Genomic DNA, 13,500 nt, shown 5'->3' on the forward strand with positions numbered 1-13,500 from the left:
CCGGGGCGGCTCTTGATTTTTATAAAGCGTCAGTTACGGCAACTGCAGCGGATAGATGGGAAGATGAAGCTCCTTCAGGGGTTTTTCAAGCTTTTGCTTGTCTCCCACCACCACGATCACCATGTCGGCCGGATTGAGCCAACGGGCCGCACTGGCCTTCAGCGCCTCGGGCGACACCGTTTTGATCAGGTTGTTCTGGGCCTGCACATAGTCCGGTTTCAGGTCATACATCACCATCTGTAGCAGGAAGCCCGCCTTCTGGCCCAAGGTCTCGTAAGAGAGGGCATCCTGCTGGGAGACCGCGCTGCGCATATAGGCCAGCTCGACCGGGGTCGGGCCGCTCTTGCGGTAGTTGTCCATCTCCTTGAGGAACTGGCGGATGGCATCCACAGTCGCATCGGCCCGCACATTGGCGCCGGTGGCGAAGGTGCCTACCTCGCGGTTAGCGGAGAAACCGGAGCTGGCGCCGTAGGTGTAACCCTTGTCTTCCCGCAGGTTGAGGTTGATGCGGCTGTTGAAGTTGCCACCCAGATTGAAGTTCATCAGCCCGGCGGTGAAGTAATCCCCCGTGGTATCGAACGGCATGGCGCGACGACCGATGCGGATCACCGACTGGGGCGCCCCCGGCTTGTCGACCAGATAGATGCCCGGCTTGGCCTGCTCACCCTTGAGCTTGAGATCCCCCAGAGTCGGCGTGGCCCCCTTCCACTCGGTCAGGAAGCCAAGTTGCTCCTCGATCTGCTTCTGGCCCACATCACCGACCACCACCACTTTGGCGTTGGTGGGGTTGTAGTAGGCCTGATAGAAGTGCTTCATGTCCGCCAGGGTCAGCTTGGCCACATCGGCCGCTACCCCGTCGGTAGGTTGACCGAGGCGGTTTTGCTTGCCGTAGACCAGCTCACGGAACGCCTGCCCGGCCAGCCACTCGGGCTGCTGCTGGGCCTGTTGCATCCCTTGCAGCAGCTGCGCCTTGACCCGCTCGAAGTCCGCCTCCCGCATGCCCGGGCGCTCCAGCACCTCGCGCACCAGCGCCAGGGTCTGGGGCAACTTGTCCGCCAGCGAGCTGACGGTGATGAGGTTGTTGTACTGGGCGCTGGAGACATCAATGCTTGAGCCCAGCTTTTGCAGCTCGTCGCTGAGCTGAGCCTCGGTCAGGCGCACCGTGCCCTGCCCCATCATGGCGGCAGTCAGATTGGCCAGCCCAAGTTGCCCCTTATCTTCGGCACGAATGCCGCCCGGCAGGGCAATCATGATGGAGACGGCCGGGATCTCGTCACTTTTGGTACCGATGATCTCGATGTTCTTGTCGAGCTTGCCGTGCCAGATGGCGGGCACCTTGACGCTCACCGCCTCGCCCGCCTTGGGCTGCACGCTGCGATCGAAATTGTCTTTTACCGGTCGTTCGGCCAGCGCCTCGTCATGCTTGCTGTAATCCGGCAGCTCGCGCTTGGCGGGGGTAAAGTTTGGGGTGGCAACCTGCCACTCTGTCTTGCCCTTGGGCACCACGCTCAACACCACCGCCGGCTTGTCGGCGATGAACTTGTCGTAGGCGGCCTTCACCTGCTCAGGTGTCACCTTGCCGATGGCATCCAGCGTCTTGAACACATAGTTGGGATCCTGGGCAAACACCTGACCCATGGCGAGCTGGCTCACCTTGCCGGATACGCTATCCAGACCCCAAATGGCAGAGGCGCGATACTTGGCGATCGCCTTCTCCAGATCTTCCGGCTTGAGGCCGCGCTGGGCGAACTCGCCGATCACCTTGTCCACCTCCCCCTTGAGGGTCTTGAGGCTGCCATCCTGCGACGGATTGGGATAGGCGTAGACGGTCAGGGTACAGGCCAGCTCTTCACAGTAGTGAGACGCCCCCACATCGATCGCCTTGCCGGTTTTCACCAGCGACTGGTAGAGCATGGAGCTGGCAGACCCGCCCAGTACGTCGGCAAACATGTCGAGTGCCGGTTCCTGCGGATCGCCAAGGGAGACGGTGGGGTAGCTGATATAGAGCAGCGGCAGGTGCACCTTGTCCTGCAGCGTCACGTAGCGGGTCTCGGGCAGGGTCACCGGCTTTGGCGTCGGCTCGGCTACGTCCGGGCCGCGCGGGATGGAGCCGAAGTACTTCTCGATCCACTCGAGGGCCTGCTTGCTGTCAAAGTCGCCGCCCAGAGTCAGGGTGGCGTTGTTGGGGCCATACCAGCGCAGGAAGAACTGCTTGAGGTCGTTTACATCGACCCGGTCGAGATCTTCCACGTAACCGATAGGCTGCCAGGAGTAGGGGTGAGTACGCGGATAGAGCGCCTCTCCCACCTTCTCGCTCACCAGCCCGTACGGCTGGTTATCGACCCGCTGGGCCCGCTCGTTCTTGACGGTAGCGCGCTGGATCTCGAACTTCTTCTGGCTCACCGCATCGAGCAGGAAGCCCATCCTATCCGCCTCCAGCCAGAGCACTTTTTCCAGCTGGTTGGCCGGCACGGTTTCGTAGTAGTTGGTGCGGTCCTTGTTGGTGGTGCCATTCATGTCGCCACCGGCTTCGTTGATGATCCGCATATGCTCCTGATCACCAACGTGTTTCGAGCCCTGGAACATCATGTGCTCGAAGAAGTGGGCGAAACCGGACTTGCCGACCGTCTCGCGGGATGAACCGACGTGATAGGTCACATCGAGGTGCACCAGCGGATCGGAGCGGTCGGGGGCCAGGATCACAGTCAGGCCGTTGTCCAGCTTGTACATCTGATAGGGGATGGCGAGCTTGCCCTCCTCCTTGCCCTGTTCGGCGATCAGGGTCGGTGCCGCCAGCACCGGCAGGGTGAAGCCCAGCAGAATCGTTAAAGGTATGACTTTGTTCACAGTGACCTCGTGAGTGACAAAAACAGGCTAGAAAATGTGACTGGCCAGCAGAAAAACCAGGGCATAACGGAACAATTTGCCGAGCCCGATCAAAATGAGAGAGCGCCAGAAGGAGAGGCGCAGCCAACCGGCCAACAGACAGAGACCATCACCGACCACCGGCGTCCAGGCAAGCAGCAGACACCAGTGACCATGTTGTTTGAGCCAGCCTAAGGCTTTTTGTTCCCCACGGCCTTGAAAATCTTCCGGTTTTTTCTTGAAGGTGGCGAGCCAGCCGAGCCACCAGGTGGTCATGGAGCCGAGGGTATTGCCCAGCGTCGCCCACAGCAACAGGCTCGCCATGCTCCACTCCCCCTTGGCCACCATGGCCCCCAGCAGCACTTCGGAGCTGCCGGGCAGCAGGGTGGCGGAGGTAAAGGCGCTTAAAAAGAGCCACCCCAGCCCCATCTCCATTAACTCATTCATGATGCGCGTCCCCACCCCCCAGGCAAGGACGCGAGGCGCTCAATAACAGCCACACCATGTGCCATCTCCATCATCTCGCTCATCCGGGATAGCCATCGGCCGCAGGCATCCGTAGCAGCAGCTTGCCGCGCACATGGCCCCCTTCGATGGCCTGATGGGCCAGCGCCCCCTCGACCAGGGGGAATTCACCGGCGAGAGTGACCTTCACCTCCCCCTGACGCAGCAGCATCAACATTTGACCCAGCTGCTTCTGGTCGGGGTGAACCAGCATGCCGACCACCTCGATCCCCACCGCAGCCCCAGCATCCTTGATCTGCTGGGCAGTGATGGTGGGTACCGTCACCAAGCGGCCACCCGGCTTGACACAGGCCAACGCCGCCTTGCCGCTCTCGCCGCCCACCAGATCCAGCACCAGATCGACCTGACCGGCCTCTGCCACCACTCGTGCCGGCCAGTTCGCATCGTGGTAATCCACCATCCAGCGCGCCCCCAGTGCGTGCAGGAAGCCATGGTTGTCCGGGCTGGCGGTAGCCACCACCTCGGCGCCATAGGCGCTGGCAAACTGCACCGCCAGATGGCCGACACCACCGGCACCGGCAAGGATCAAGACCCGCTGACCGCTCTTGAGGCCACCGTGCTCAAGCAGCCCCTGCCAGGCGGTGAGACCGGCCAGTGGCAGCGCCGCCCCCTGCTGCAGGCTCACCCCGTCGAGCTTGACCAGCTCGCTCTCGCTTGCCACCACAGACTCCCCGTAGCCACCGGCGGTGAGGGGAAAACCGACCATGCCGCACACACGATCCCCCTCGACCAACGAGGTCACGCCGGGGCCCACCTTCTCTACCACGCCGGAGACGTCATAACCCGGTGTCCAGGGCAGCTTGTCCTTGTTCTGGGCCGCCGCCCAGCCAAGACCGGCGCGAGTTTTGGCATCGATGGGGTTAACCCCTGCAAAGCAGATGCGCACCCGCACTTCGCCATCGGCTGGCACCTTATCGAGGGAAGGGTTGAGCTTGAGTACCGAGGGGTCACCGAATGCGGTAATCTGTAGTTGCGTCATTGCACAATCCATCCTGTTGATTGATCAAGGGTCAACAGAATAACAGCGAGGACACCATGGCTCGAATGTTTCTTATTCCTCTGTTGCTGGCACTGGGGTGGTGGGCGTTTCTGCTCTACTTCCGCATCCCGCTCAAACAGGGGGCCAAGGGGGTTTACTGGATCATCGGCATCGGTGGCGGACTAGCCGCCTTCCTCAGCCTGATGATGGTGCTGACTCACTGAGTGCCAAGCCACTCGATAACGAAAAAGGCCACCGAGTTTCGGTGGCCTTCTCACTATCCGGCTTGCTGCTCCAGCGCCGGATTGAGGTAGTAGTGGCGATTGCTCCCCTGCCCCAGCACCCCCTGCGACAGCAGGTGGTGGAACACCCGATCCACCTCCTCCAGTGAGAGTGACAGCGCCTGTGCCACCGAGCGCTTGCTGCACTTGAGCTCACCGCTCACCAGCGCACCGCGCACCTGCGCCAGCACTTCGGGGGCGGGCTCGGGGGGCATGATGGGCTCTGGCTGGGCTGCCATCGCCAACGCCTCCTGCGCCTCTCTGCGAGCTTGATCCTGCTGCCCGCGCCACATCCGGCGAAAGCGGTTCTCCTCGCCGATCAGGCTGACGAAGAAGGCACCGAACACGTCGAGCAGCACCGAGAGGAAGCAGACCAGCAGGAACTGCACCTGACTGATGCTCATCCCTACCCCGTCCGCCAGACTGCTCATCAGCCCCAGCATGGAGGATTGTTCGTTGACCGGCTTGGCATCGCGCTGCTGACGCAGCTCATCCTGCTGCAAGCGCAGCTTGGTATTGGCGTGCTGCAACGAGGAGACGCCACTGGAGATGCGCTCCAGCTCGATATATTTGCGGGCCGCCTCCTCGTTGAGCTGGATCTGCCGCTCGATGCTGGCGATCTGCTCGTCGAAACGGGCAAGCTCCCGCTCGTGGCGCGCCTGCTGGTTCAGCACCGTGTTGGTGGCGCTGTTGATGCCACCGATACTGCCGCCGATGGAGATGGCCGCCAGCACGCTGTAAAACAGCAGCGACCAGAAAGCACCACTCAGATCCCGCCGCGCCTTGCGCTCGCCGTACTCGTACCAGACGTAAAACTTGCCCAGCTCGAAGATGATGGCCAAGCCGCCGAACAGCCACTTCATCAGCGGGTTGTCATCGATGGAGAGGAACAGCAGCAGGGAGAAGATAATGGAAGCCAGAATGGCCAACCCGGTGAAACTGTATACCGTCGTCAGAGCAAACCACCCCTTGGGGTAGCGCAATGTAGAGGAGTCCTGTGTGGTCATGATGAAGGGGTGTGCTGTGCAGGAAAAGTTGGCTGCCGATTATAGTCGCCAGACTCGCCCAGAGAAGGGCAAATGACTGAATTCCTTCAGATTGGCAACCAGCTGCCCAGAGTGCGACCAAAACGGACAAATCGGCAGCAGAAAAGCGATACAATCCCTCCCTGACTTGATCATGTAGTGAGATGGGGAACAGTTCCGCCCGGGTTCAGCTCCGGTCTGTACACTCATCCACCGTTGCAATTATCCGAGGCCATCATGAACAGTAAGACCACTTTGCTACTCTCCCTTCTCCTGGTTACCGGCAGCGCCGCAGCGACCCAGCAATATCAAGAGAGCAGTGGCTCCGAATTCTCCGTCGATGAGCTTAAATTCAACCTGGACTGGGATGACAAGCAGTTCGGCTGGACCCAGAACGACTGCCTCGACTTGGGGGTCGGCGAAACCGCCCCGGCCGACTGCAAGGCGGTCAAATTCAATCTGGAAGATGAAGAGAACCGTAACCAGCCACCGCAAACCAACCAGATCCCTGCCAACTCGCAGAGTGGCCAATAACGACAGGAGTACCCTTGCGATGACCCAAGCCAAACATAACCCCGTTATCCAGCGTGGCGCCCTGCTGCTCTCCCTGCTGATGGCACATGGCATCGCGGTTGCGGCGCCGCCAAGCAAAAATGGCGATAGCATCAAGATCTCCGGTGATGACATCAAGATCAATCTCGACTGGGATGACAAAGAGTACGACTGGTGGCAGGACAACTGTCTGGATCTTGGCATTGGCGACAGCCGGATCAAACTCAACTGCGACAAGATGGATGGCAAGTACCGGGATCACTACAACCGCAGCATCCACAGCGGCAATAACCCCGGGCAAGGTCACGACAAACACAAAGATAAAAACAAGGGCAACGGCAAGAAGAACTGAACGCCCTCTCCTGATGCAGCAGGGGCCTGGCGCCCCTGTGCTGATTTTTTTACCAATAATTCTCCGCACTGATATTGCCCGGCGCCCGCCGCAGATTCTTGGCCAACCCCAGCGCCAGCAAGGTCTGCTGGGTCTCTTTCACCATCTCCGGATTGCCGCAGATCAGCACCTGACTCAGCTCGGGTGAGAACTCCAATCCCACCCGCTGCTGCAGCTGACCATTGGCAATCGCCGCCGGGATCCGCCCTGCCATTGCATCGGGCCAGGGCTCGCGGCTGACAAAGGGGACATAGCGAAAGTGCTCGCCATATTGCTCGGCAAAGCTGGCGATCAAATCCTGATAGCTCAGCTCCTCGCCTTTACGTACCCCGTGCACCAGCACCAAATTCTCGAAACGGTTGAACGCCTCACCATCGGCCAGCATGGAGAGGAAGGGGCCGATGGCAGTGCCGGTCGAGAGCAGCCAGAGATCACGCCCGGCGGGCACCTCATCCAGCGTCAGAAAGCCGGTGGCCTGGGATTGCACCAGCAGGGTATCGCCTGCTTGCAGCGAGCCGAGCGAGGGAGTCAGCTCACCGCTCGGGATCTCGACCAGATAGAACTCGTGATATGGCGCAGAGGGGGGATTGACGAAGGAGTAGGCGCGCTGAATGCGGCGATCGCCCTGCTCGAGGGCCAGCTTGGTGAATTGGCCTGCCTTGTAGGGCGCCAGCTCGGCCGCTACCCGCAGGGAGAACAGAGTGGGTGTCCATTCGATGCGTTCGATGACGCGACCTTCTACCCAAGCCATAGGGATCTCCTCCAGTGGAACAGAGCTTCACTCTACCCCCGGGCCGGAAAATAAAAAACCCGCGCAAGTGCGCGGGTTTTCTCTGCAAAAGCGAATCGCTATTACAGGGCAACAACCTGGATCTGTACGGTTGCTTTAACGTCAGCGTGCAGCTGAACAGCAACTTCGTAGTCACCGGTGTTACGCAGAACGTTGCCCATGCGGACTTCGCTCTTGGCAACTGCTACGCCGGCAGCAGTGATGGCTTCAGCCACGTCACGGGTACCGATGGAACCGAACAGCTTGCCTTCGTCGCCAGACTTGGAAGCGATAACCACGGTAGCCAGTTCGGCCAGCTTGGCAGCACGCTCTTCAGCAGCAGCTTTGTTGGCAGCCAGTTTGGCTTCCAGCTCAGCGCGACGAGCACCGAAAGCTTCGATGTTGGCCTTGGTGGCCATAACAGCTTTGCCTTGCGGGATCAGGTAGTTACGGGCATAACCAGATTTCACGGAAACTTGGTCACCCAGACCGCCCAGTTTGGCGATTTTGTCGAGCAGGATAACTTGCATTACCTTTCCTCTATAAATTTCGTTGAGTTAGGCTTAAGTGCCGGGCCGATTCTTACTTGTTGTGCAGATCGGTGTACGGCAGCAGAGCCAGGTAACGAGCACGCTTGATGGCGCGTGCCAGCTGACGCTGATACTTGGCGCGGGTACCGGTGATACGGCTCGGTACGATCTTGCCAGATTCAGTGATGTAGTTTTTCAGAGTAACGATATCTTTGTAGTCGATCTCGGTAACGTTCTCGGCGGTGAAGCGGCAGAACTTACGACGACGGAAATAACGTGCCATGGCCTTTATCCTCTAGTCAGTGATCCAGAATTACTCTTCGGAAGCAGCTTCAGTAGCTTCTTCGCGGCGCTCGTCGTCACGACGGGTGAAGCGCTCTTCTTTGGCTTTGGCCATCGGAGAAACTTCAGTCACGGCGTGCTTGGTGCGCATGATCATGTTGCGGATAACGGCATCGTTGAAGCGGAAGTTGGTTTCCAGCTCATCGATAACGGCTTGCTCTGCTTCTACGTTCATCAGAACGTAGTGGGCTTTGTGCAGTTTGTCGATCGGGTAAGCCAGCTGACGACGGCCCCAATCTTCCAGGCGATGAATGGTACCACCGGAGGTGGTGATGGCGCCGGTGTAACGCTCGATCATGCCGGGAACTTGCTCGCTCTGGTCCGGATGAACCATGAAGACGATTTCGTAATGACGCATTTTAGCTCCTTACGGATTAATTCAGCCTCCGCCCAGGTGCAGCCAGACCTCGGAGGCAAGGAACATAAAGGTGTTTAGTCGCTGCTTTTCTAGGGCGGCATATTGTACGAAATCACATCCCTCACTGCAACTGACTGCCTTAAATGTTTTTCCCGATGGAAATCATCAGAAACAACAATTGATAACAATTATCATTTAGATCTATTCTCTCTCCATATCCTTATGGAGGGTGATGCCATGCAACCCGCACTGACGACTACGATTCCAGCCCGCAAATTCAAACTGACCCTGCTCGGGCCTGCCTTTATCACCGCCATCGGCTATATCGATCCGGGCAACTTCGCCACCAATATTCAGGCGGGCTCTACCTTTGGCTACCAACTGCTCTGGGTGGTGGTATGGGCCAACCTGATGGCCATGCTGGTGCAGACCCTCTCGGCCAAACTTGGTATCGTCACCGGCAAGAATCTGGCGGAGCACATCCGCGACCGACTGCCAAAACCGGCGGTCTGGGCCTACTGGGTACAGGCAGAGATCATCGCCATGGCCACCGATCTCGCCGAATTTATCGGCGCCGCAGTCGGCTTCAAGCTGCTGCTTGGCGTGACCTTGCTTGAAGGAGCCTGTATCACCGCCGTAGTGACCTGGGGGATCCTGATGCTGCAATCCCGTGGTCAGAAACCGCTGGAGTTCGTGGTCGGCGGCCTGCTGCTGTTTGTCGCGGCGGCCTACATCGTCGAGCTGATCTTCTCCCGCCCCCATCTGCCCAGCCTGCTGGAGGGCGCCCTCTTCCCCGGTCTGCCCAATAGCGATGCCGTCTATCTGGCCGCCGGTGTGCTCGGTGCCACCGTGATGCCCCACGTTATCTATCTGCACTCGGCACTGACCCAGCACACGCAGGATCAGGGCTCGGTCAGCCAGCGGCTGCACACCACCCGGGTCGATGTGGCGATTGCCATGACCATCGCCGGCTTCGTCAATCTGGCGATGATGGCGATGGCGGCCGCCGCGTTCCACAGCTCGGGCCACCAGCAGGTGGCGGAGCTGGAATCCGCCTACCAGACCCTCACTCCACTGCTGGGTCAGGCGGCAGCCACCCTGTTTGGCCTCTCGCTGGTCGCCTCCGGTATCAGCTCTACCGTGGTGGGCACCCTGGCCGGGCAAGTGGTGATGCAGGGCTTTGTCCGCTTTACCATCCCGCTCTGGCTGCGTCGCGCCATCACCATGGCTCCCGCCTTCGTGGTAATCGCCATGGGGCTCAACACCACCGAAATTCTGGTGTTGAGTCAGGTGATCCTGAGCTTTGGCATCGCGCTGGCCCTGATCCCGCTGTTGATGCTGACCGGCGATCGGGCGCTGATGGGGCAACATCGCAACCATCCGGTCACACAAGCCATCGGCCGCCTTATCGTTGCACTGGTGATTGGCCTCAACGCCTATCTGCTGGTTACCATGATCTAGCGAACTGTAAAACCGAGAAGAGGGGCTCATTAACACTGGTTAATGAGCCCTTTCGCACTTTGGCGTATGCTGCCGCTTTCTCTTCTCATTTATCGTTGCGGGAGCCTTGCCATGGAACATACCCGAGTCAGCTTCGTGCTGGGCCATCATCAGGAGCAAGCCAGCGTGGTCTGCTGCCAGCGTGGCGACACCACACTGCTGGTCACCGACCTCACCCCCTTTCATCCCCAGAGCCACCTCTGGCCCGATCAGCCGGGGGATGTGGGCAATGCTCGCTGGGAAGGGGGCGAAGCCGCCATTGGCCCTTGCCGGATGGGGGCCATCAGCCCGGATGGCGAGCTGTTTGTCGATACTGCCATTCCGGTCAAACGGGGCGCTGAGGGGTGGCGTTTCGTGGTGGTCCATCCGCTGACCGGTGACCACGCGCTGGCCGTTGGCAGCCAGGTCGAATTGCAAGTGGATAGCGCTGCCCGCCACGCGTTGAGTCTGGGCCATAGTGGCTGCCATCTGGCGGCGCTGGCCCTCAACCGGGTACTCATACCCTACTGGCGCAAGGAGGTAAGCGAGCGCGATGCGCTGGGCCAGCCTGACTTCGATCGTCTTGCTATTCAAAGCTCGCGGGTCGAACCTTGCGGTTCGCGGGAGCAGTACCGAATCGGCAAGAGCCTGCGCAAGAAAGGGGTCAACAGCGAGGCGCTGCTGGCAGATTTGGCGGTGATTGAAGAGAAGGTCAACCAGCAACTGGCCGACTGGATCGCAGCCGGGAGCGAAATCCGCCGCAGCCGCGCTGGCGAGGCGATCATCGATTCCCGTTACTGGCACTGCATGCTGGAAGACCAGGAGGTGACCATTCCCTGTGGTGGCACTCATGTTGCCTCGCTCGCCGAGTTGGGGGCGGTCAAGGTAGAGCTCACACAAGTGGAAGAGGGCTTTGCCATGCTGACACGGGTCACGCCAACCGGCGCCTGAGTCGCAGACTTGACCACTCAGGGCTAACGCCCAAGTTGGCAATAGCGACGTATCGCAAAGAGGGGGCATCATCATGCCCCTCAACGCCCGTCATGACGGGCCGATGCTTCTCTTTTAACCACTCCCTGATTAGAATGCGCCTCCCACAGGAGGCATATCCCCATGAGTAGTACTCAACTTCGCACCACCCCTGATCGACTTCGTTATCTGGTTCTCTACGAAGGCATCGGGCTGGCACTGGTCGCACCGCTGATCAGCCAGCTGTTCGGTCAGGGCGTCGCCGAGGTCGGTTCGCTGGCCATCTTCTTCTCCATCGTCGCCACCGCCTGGACCTATGGCTGGAACTTGTTGTTCGACAAGGGGTTGCTCAAACTTTGCGGGCGCACCAACAAGCGACCACTGGACCGCTTCCTGCACGCGTTTGGCTATGAGGCGAGCTTCATGATGCTCTCCCTCCCCTGCGTCATGTTCTGGCTCGATCTGGGAGTGTGGGACGCCCTGATGCTGGATCTCGGTTTCGTCGCCTTCTACCTCGTCTACATCATGTTCTTTACCTGGGCCTATGAGCGGATCTGGCCGCTGCCATCCAACCCGCAGACGGCATAAGGCCTCAGCCGCAACGAGGCCAACAGAAGGAAAAGTCAGGAAGGACTAACTAGGAAGGATGGGATAATCCCATAAAAACAATGCCAGTCAGCAAGCTGACTGGCATTGGACAAAACAGACTTTCGGACTTACTTGACGGCGTCTTTCAGAGCCTTGCCAGCCACGAATGAAGGCACGTTGGCAGCAGCAATCTGGATCTCTTTACCAGTTTGCGGGTTACGACCGGTGCGGCCTGCGCGGTGGGTGACCTTGAAGGTGCCAAAACCGACCAGTTGCACAGCATCGCCTTCTTTCAAGCTCTGGGTAATACCATTGATGATCTCTTCCAGAGCCACTTTGGCCTGAGCTTTGCTCAGATCTGCTTTGGCGGCAATCGCATCGACAAGTTGAGCTTTGTTCATAACATTTCCTTTATGATCGGGCATTTAGCGCTGGGTCACTCTATGCAAAAAAAAACGCACAGGCAAAGCCTTTATCGAGCCGAACGCGTCAAACGCTGGGGTTTTCATCAAGATCTGCGGAAATAGTCACATTCCACACGCGAAAAACCGTGAGCAGGCCTGAAACCTGCTAGCACGCAGACACAATCCGCTGACTATTTCTTCGCCACTTAACATTATCCCCCCATGGCTATTGACGCTTGCCCAGATTTTCCCTAGTTATAGGTTGTGTCACTGCTCAAACGGCTCGGAATACCGAACAATCGGCCAGCCTTTGCCCCACGGAGGGATAGGGATTATGTTGACGAAACTGGAACAGACCAAGCAGGCGCTGGCAGGCAAGCATAAAGCTATCGACGACTGGCTGGATGCAAGGCAAGCGTTGCTGGTTGGATACATGCAGCTGGCAGGCCTTACTCCGGCGCGGACCAAGCAACGCAGCCTGCCCAAAACAGAAGAGCTGCATCAGTTTTGCGACCGCCTGGTCGACTATGTCAGTGCGGGCCATTTCGAAATCTACCACCACGTCGTCACCGCCTTCGAGCAAGCCAGCGGCGAAACACTGGAGCTGGCCAAGCGCATCTATCCCCATATTCGCAACAGCACTGAATTCGCCCTCGAGTTCAACGACAAATACAGTGATGCCGACGAGGCCCAATTGCTGCTACTGGATGATGATCTCAACGAGTTGGGTCCGGTTCTGGAAGAGCGGTTCAAACAGGAAGATCGCCTGGTCAAGGCGCTTCATGTAGTGGAATCCTTGAGTACCCAGCAAGCCTGAATGCCATTTTCGGAGCAAGTTCAAGATACTGGCAACTAAGGTGGATTACACTCAGAGCAATGACCCTAGCGTCCACACTTATTGCATACAGGAGATGAGCATGTCTGAGCGCCGCCGTTTTGCACGGATCCTCTACTTGACCATGGCAGAACTCACCCAGGGGGAACAGAAGTGGCAGACCCAGCTTGTCGACGTCTCCTTGCAGGGCGCCCTGCTGATCCGCCCCGACGACTGGGAGAGCCGTGACAACAAGGAGTACCAGCTCAGCTTTATCCTGAGCGGTAGCGATATCGAGATAAAAATGCAGGTCGAGCTGACCCACGAAGCCAGCAAGAAGCTGGGTTTCTACTGCCACCACATCGATATCGACAGTGCCACCCATCTCAAGCGGATGATCGAGCTTAACGTCGGCGACGAAGAGCTGCTCCACCGCGAGCTGGAACAACTGCTGAGCGAGCATCTGGAACACAGCCAGCCCTGATGGCAGGTGCCAGCCCATAAAAAAGAGCGCCGAGGCGCTAATGCCAGTCAGTTAAGCCTGACTGGCATTGTTTTTATTGGCTTTTTGCACTGCATACTTTTGTGGTCTTGGCTTCACACTGCGGGGATAACTCCGCTCCCTTCGC

17 protein-coding genes are annotated in these 13,500 nt (G+C 58.9%); 8 read left to right on the forward strand and 9 right to left on the reverse strand.

Annotation, left to right across the window (positions count from 1 at the left end; all coding sequences use genetic code 11):
• Positions 1 to 33: 33 nt before the first annotated feature.
• The 3 genes from ACB035_RS18710 to ACB035_RS18720 all read right to left on the reverse strand — a co-directional run bounded on the left by ACB035_RS18710 (position 34) and on the right by ACB035_RS18720 (position 4,369).
• Complete coding sequence (locus ACB035_RS18710; RefSeq protein WP_371167893.1) at positions 34 to 2,847, reverse strand: M16 family metallopeptidase; 2,814 nt, start codon at positions 2,845 to 2,847, stop codon at positions 34 to 36.
• A gap of 27 nt (positions 2,848 to 2,874) precedes the next feature.
• Positions 2,875 to 3,312 carry a YqaA family protein gene (locus tag ACB035_RS18715; RefSeq protein WP_371167894.1) on the reverse strand — a complete coding sequence of 146 codons (438 nt, stop codon included), beginning with the start codon at positions 3,310 to 3,312 and terminating at the stop codon, positions 2,875 to 2,877.
• 79 nt (positions 3,313 to 3,391) lie between these two features.
• Positions 3,392 to 4,369: an NADP-dependent oxidoreductase gene (locus ACB035_RS18720; RefSeq protein ID WP_371167895.1), complete on the reverse strand. Its 978-nt coding sequence runs from the start codon at positions 4,367 to 4,369 to the stop codon at positions 3,392 to 3,394.
• A 56-nt stretch (positions 4,370 to 4,425) separates the two neighbouring features.
• Here ACB035_RS18720 and ACB035_RS18725 point away from each other — a divergent pair, with 56 nt between their 5' ends.
• Entirely contained in the window at positions 4,426 to 4,593 is a 168-nt protein-coding gene (locus tag ACB035_RS18725) for a hypothetical protein (RefSeq protein WP_371167901.1), read from the forward strand.
• 53 nt (positions 4,594 to 4,646) lie between these two features.
• Here ACB035_RS18725 and ACB035_RS18730 read toward each other — a convergent pair whose 3' ends face one another.
• A complete protein-coding gene (locus ACB035_RS18730) occupies positions 4,647 to 5,657 on the reverse strand; it encodes a Preprotein translocase subunit SecY (protein WP_371167896.1) in 1,011 nt (336 codons plus the stop codon).
• 255 nt (positions 5,658 to 5,912) lie between these two features.
• Here ACB035_RS18730 and ACB035_RS18735 point away from each other — a divergent pair, with 255 nt between their 5' ends.
• Both ACB035_RS18735 and ACB035_RS18740 read left to right on the forward strand, forming a co-directional pair.
• Positions 5,913 to 6,209, forward strand: a complete 297-nt coding sequence (locus tag ACB035_RS18735; RefSeq protein WP_236381067.1) for a hypothetical protein — start codon at positions 5,913 to 5,915, stop codon at positions 6,207 to 6,209.
• A gap of 19 nt (positions 6,210 to 6,228) precedes the next feature.
• Entirely contained in the window at positions 6,229 to 6,579 is a 351-nt protein-coding gene (locus ACB035_RS18740) for a hypothetical protein (RefSeq protein WP_371167897.1), read from the forward strand.
• Positions 6,580 to 6,628: 49 nt separating this feature from the next.
• On the opposite strand, the gene ACB035_RS18745 is transcribed toward ACB035_RS18740, so the two are convergent.
• The 4 genes from ACB035_RS18745 to rpsF form a co-directional block, all read right to left on the reverse strand.
• Complete coding sequence (locus tag ACB035_RS18745; RefSeq protein ID WP_368177475.1) at positions 6,629 to 7,369, reverse strand: ferredoxin--NADP reductase; 741 nt, start codon at positions 7,367 to 7,369, stop codon at positions 6,629 to 6,631.
• 101 nt (positions 7,370 to 7,470) lie between these two features.
• Entirely contained in the window at positions 7,471 to 7,917 is a 447-nt protein-coding gene (gene rplI / locus ACB035_RS18750) for a 50S ribosomal protein L9 (protein ID WP_005340490.1), read from the reverse strand.
• Between the two features lie 52 nt (positions 7,918 to 7,969).
• A complete protein-coding gene (rpsR, locus tag ACB035_RS18755) occupies positions 7,970 to 8,200 on the reverse strand; it encodes a 30S ribosomal protein S18 (RefSeq protein WP_005308890.1) in 231 nt (76 codons plus the stop codon).
• Between the two features lie 30 nt (positions 8,201 to 8,230).
• A complete protein-coding gene (gene rpsF, locus ACB035_RS18760) occupies positions 8,231 to 8,617 on the reverse strand; it encodes a 30S ribosomal protein S6 (protein WP_005308887.1) in 387 nt (128 codons plus the stop codon).
• Positions 8,618 to 8,854: 237 nt separating this feature from the next.
• On the opposite strand from rpsF, the gene ACB035_RS18765 reads away from it, so the two are divergent.
• From ACB035_RS18765 to ACB035_RS18775, 3 genes are all read left to right on the forward strand, one after another.
• Complete coding sequence (locus ACB035_RS18765) at positions 8,855 to 10,078, forward strand: Nramp family divalent metal transporter (protein WP_371167898.1); 1,224 nt, start codon at positions 8,855 to 8,857, stop codon at positions 10,076 to 10,078.
• A gap of 111 nt (positions 10,079 to 10,189) precedes the next feature.
• Entirely contained in the window at positions 10,190 to 11,047 is an 858-nt protein-coding gene (locus ACB035_RS18770; protein WP_371167899.1) for a hypothetical protein, read from the forward strand.
• A gap of 162 nt (positions 11,048 to 11,209) precedes the next feature.
• On the forward strand, positions 11,210 to 11,653 hold the full coding sequence (locus ACB035_RS18775; protein ID WP_042084388.1) for a PACE efflux transporter: 444 nt from the start codon (positions 11,210 to 11,212) through the stop codon (positions 11,651 to 11,653).
• 128 nt (positions 11,654 to 11,781) lie between these two features.
• Here the strand turns inward: ACB035_RS18775 and hupA are convergent, their stop codons facing one another.
• Entirely contained in the window at positions 11,782 to 12,054 is a 273-nt protein-coding gene (hupA, locus tag ACB035_RS18780) for a nucleoid-associated protein HU-alpha (RefSeq protein ID WP_005340484.1), read from the reverse strand.
• 337 nt (positions 12,055 to 12,391) lie between these two features.
• Between hupA and ACB035_RS18785 the strand changes: the two genes are divergently transcribed.
• Positions 12,392 to 12,874 (forward strand): Rsd/AlgQ family anti-sigma factor, encoded by a 483-nt coding sequence (locus ACB035_RS18785; RefSeq protein WP_005348975.1) that lies wholly within the window; start codon positions 12,392 to 12,394, stop codon positions 12,872 to 12,874.
• Between the two features lie 100 nt (positions 12,875 to 12,974).
• Positions 12,975 to 13,355 carry a PilZ domain-containing protein gene (locus ACB035_RS18790; protein WP_005340482.1) on the forward strand — a complete coding sequence of 127 codons (381 nt, stop codon included), beginning with the start codon at positions 12,975 to 12,977 and terminating at the stop codon, positions 13,353 to 13,355.
• Positions 13,356 to 13,500 lie beyond the last annotated feature (145 nt).

It is taken from the genome of Aeromonas sp. S12(2024) (assembly GCF_041402305.1).
GTDB classification, from domain to species: domain Bacteria; phylum Pseudomonadota; class Gammaproteobacteria; order Enterobacterales; family Aeromonadaceae; genus Aeromonas; species Aeromonas veronii.